Annotated in this window: 3 protein-coding genes; 1 reads left to right on the top strand and 2 read right to left on the bottom strand. The window is 60.0% G+C overall.

Going from position 1 to position 3,102, the window contains the following annotated elements:
* Positions 1-395: 395 nt before the first annotated feature.
* Both CCR82_RS00015 and CCR82_RS00010 read right to left on the bottom strand, forming a co-directional pair.
* Positions 396-1,364 carry an RpnC/YadD family protein gene (locus tag CCR82_RS00015; RefSeq protein WP_201243159.1) on the bottom strand — a complete coding sequence of 323 codons (969 nt, stop codon included), beginning with the start codon at positions 1,362-1,364 and terminating at the stop codon, positions 396-398.
* A 45-nt stretch (positions 1,365-1,409) separates the two neighbouring features.
* Positions 1,410-2,423 (bottom strand): Rpn family recombination-promoting nuclease/putative transposase, encoded by a 1,014-nt coding sequence (locus CCR82_RS00010; RefSeq protein WP_201243158.1) that lies wholly within the window; start codon positions 2,421-2,423, stop codon positions 1,410-1,412.
* A gap of 265 nt (positions 2,424-2,688) precedes the next feature.
* On the opposite strand from CCR82_RS00010, the gene CCR82_RS00005 reads away from it, so the two are divergent.
* Positions 2,689-2,937, top strand: coding sequence for a hypothetical protein (locus CCR82_RS00005; RefSeq protein ID WP_242513120.1), 249 nt, complete (start codon positions 2,689-2,691; stop codon positions 2,935-2,937).
* The last annotated feature ends 165 nt before the right edge of the window (positions 2,938-3,102 follow it).

Below are 3,102 nucleotides of genomic sequence, written 5' to 3'. Positions count from 1 at the left end.
GGGTGCAGCAGGCGGTAGGGCAAGGAAGCGCATCGTCCCCGAGCTGGGCAGCGAGCAGCTCCAGTGCCCCGCGGGCACGCAGCAAAGGATAACTCCTTCGGGGAATATGATCACCCGGGACTAAACAGATAACTTAATCGTACTCCACGGTAACTGCCACCGCCAACTGCACAGCCTGTACAAACCAGAAAAACTGCCAGCTTTCAACATTCAGGAGAAAGCTTACAAGGCTTGAGCCGTGTGAGGGGAAACTTTCATGCACGGTTCTTAGGGGGCCGGGTGGGCGGCAACGTCGCCCGGCTACCCGACCGGAATTCCTGTCCCCGGAATTCCGGTGGGTTGAGTGGGTGGAACCGCCTCGGCCTCGATCAGCTCGTGGGGTACTCCTTCCAACTTCAGTGGAAGATGGTCTCCGGGGTCTCGGCGCTGAGGATGCGTTTCGACCACTGCAGCAGTTGCTCAGGCTCAGCGGTTGTGATGCGCTCGCGGTAGGCATCAACGATGTTTGGGCCGAATTTCTCATCCAGAAGCGTCAGTAGGATGGTCGCTTCGCCCTGCTTCACACCCAGCTTCATGCCCTTATCGATCCCAGCCTGTTCAACGGTCGTCACATACGGCATACGCTGTTGCTCCTCGTAGGTATAGAGTTGCTGACGGAAGTCCGCTTCCAACGCTTCCGGTAAGCGAATCATCCAATCGATGAGTCGGAATAGCTCCAGGATCAAGGCGCGCTCATAACCACGCTCGTACATCAGGCGGATCAGATGGAATTTCCAGCCTTTGAGCTGCTTGGCGTCCTGGGTGAGCTTGGCGCGGATCTGGGCCATGACCACCAGGGCGAAGACGTTGTCGCTCACCTCCAGCTCCGCCCAACGCTCGGGCTCATCGTAGTCGAGCAGTTTGACCATCGGGAACCGGAATCTGATGTCGCAGTCCCAGAGCGCTGCGCTGTACTGTCGAGGACGGAAGCCTCGCTCGGCATCGGCGAGTACGGCCAGACTGGCCACCGGCACCTGATAGCGGTCGCGGATTTTATAGTGATAGGTGTACATTCGCTCGGCAAAGGCCGTTTCCGGCTCGCCTTGCACTTCGACATGGATCAGCACCCAGACCGCCGTGCCATTGCGCAGCGTGACGCCGACCAGCTTGTCGGCATAGCGCCGGGTGGTCTTGGCCTCGCGCACGATCTGCTGGAATTCCTTATCCAGAAACTGCACCCCCTTTGACCAGTCGATCTCGGCATGGATGGCCGGGAACAGCAGTGCCAGGAACTCGGGAAAGTAGTGCTCCAGGGCCTCTTTCCACGGGCTGTCGTGGTCGCTTTTGGGCGAAGCGGGTGGAGGGTTGCTGGTGCCGGCGATCATGGCTTGAGTTTAGCAACCGCGCGAGCGCTTGGGTACCGGACAGCATCACTTGTCCGCACGTAATGCCTCGACTTGGGCCACACTCAGGCCGGTGGCCTGGGCAATCTGCGCGTCGTTGAGCAGGCCGAGGGCGATGAGGTTGCGCGCCGTGGCCTGAGCGGTTTTTTGCATCCCGATCTGCTCACCTTCCTGGCGCCCTTCCTGGCGCCCTTCCTGGCGCCCTTCCTGACGCCCTTCCTGACGCCCTCTCTGCAATCCAATCCGCTCGCCTTCCTGCCGCTCGCGTTCTGCCCAGTGCTGTAAGTTTTCGGCCAACATGGCGGTGTCCTCGACGAGTGAGTGGATCTGTGTGAGGTCGATCTGCGCGCCCAAGCGCTGGAGATGGCGCTTGAGCCAACGGGTGATGAGCCGATCCAGGCGCGCCTTGTTGGGGTCGGCCTGGATCAGGCGCACCAGTCGATCGACGGCCACTTGCAGCAAGGCGCGATCCCGAGAGGCGATCTCAACCCCGAACACAGCGCTCAAGGGACTGTCGATGAGGCCCAGCTGCTCGGGCGTGTAGCGGCCTTCGTCGATCAGGTGGTAGCGCAGGTGCGGCTGGTAGGCGCGCAGGAACAGCGGTGGCGTGGGGCGGACCAATTCGTCGATGTCCTCGGCGACCTGCCAACGCTCGAGCCCATTGTAGAGCACGATCGGCAGGATCGGGGGTAGCCCTTGAGCGGGCGTGGTGACCTTGGTCTTGAGCAGGTGCTGATAGAAGCAGGCGACGTAGTGGAGCATGCGCAGCGGCATGGTGGGGTCGACCGTGGATTGGAATTCGATCAGCAAGTAGAGGAACAACCGCTCGGTGACGCCTTGCCAATGCACCTGAACCGACCAGACGACGTCCTCGAAGCGCTCCTCGAACAGCGGGGTGATGTAGTTGCCGCTGTGGTTCTTCAGCGTCGAGAAATCCATCAGCGCGGCGATCTCAGCCGGAGCGAAGCCTTCGATCAGCTGCTGGACGAACTCGGGGTGGTTGAACAGCTCCTTGTAGCCGGTGTCGTGGTGCTTGGCCATCGGTGCGTGGGAGGCTCAGTGCAGTGCTCATCAGGCGAGTGTAGCGCAGGAGAGTACCCGCAGACACCCGCTCAGCAAGGCACGCAGAAGCCCCCGAGGCGTGAAGCCCGGGGCTGGAGAGTGAAACCTGCAATGGGCCGGACCAGGCAGCGCAATTCAGTAAACTAATGGGATGGTCCGCCCCGCTCCTAAAAACCCTCTGGATCAAGCAAAATAGGCTATCGGCAATCACCTAATCGTTAACCGAACACAACGGAGAAGAGTCATGAAAAAAGCGAAGAAAAAATCCGTGAAAACGTTTAGCAAAGAACCCGTCGCCACCATTGGCATTGATCTGGCCAAGAACAGCGTGCACGTGTTTGGGGTCGATGCCCAGGGCGAGGTGGTCTTTAGCCGCAAGCTCGCACGCAAGGCCTTGAGTCAGTTCATCGCCCAACAGCCGGCCTGTCGCATTGCGATGGAAGCCTGTAGTGGTGCAGGGCAATCGCATCAACATATTAGCGGATACTGTTAGACAAGGCAGTCCACTTCCCCGATGATCCCGGCCTTTGTTTTGATTGCGCCAGGCAAAGCCTGGAAGAGGAGGAAGAACGCCAAATGAGTTGAGCAATCGGAAACCTCTTGTCGTGACCCGCCGGGTGAGAGTCCCGAACCGGCAAGGACTGGCCATCCACCGGAA

Origin of the sequence: Halochromatium salexigens (assembly GCF_016653295.1) — a bacterium.
Lineage (GTDB): Bacteria > Pseudomonadota > Gammaproteobacteria > Chromatiales > Chromatiaceae > Lamprobacter > Lamprobacter salexigens.
This window is presented reverse-complemented; position numbering and strand designations above follow the sequence as displayed.

Coding starts and splice junctions, on each gene's coding strand:
- CCR82_RS00015 (WP_201243159.1), bottom strand. CDS start 1,364: ATGATCGCCGGCACCAGCAACCCTCCACCCGCTTCGCCCAAAAGCGAC.
- CCR82_RS00010 (WP_201243158.1), bottom strand. CDS start 2,423: ATGGCCAAGCACCACGACACCGGCTACAAGGAGCTGTTCAACCACCCC.
- CCR82_RS00005 (WP_242513120.1), top strand. CDS start 2,689: ATGAAAAAAGCGAAGAAAAAATCCGTGAAAACGTTTAGCAAAGAACCC.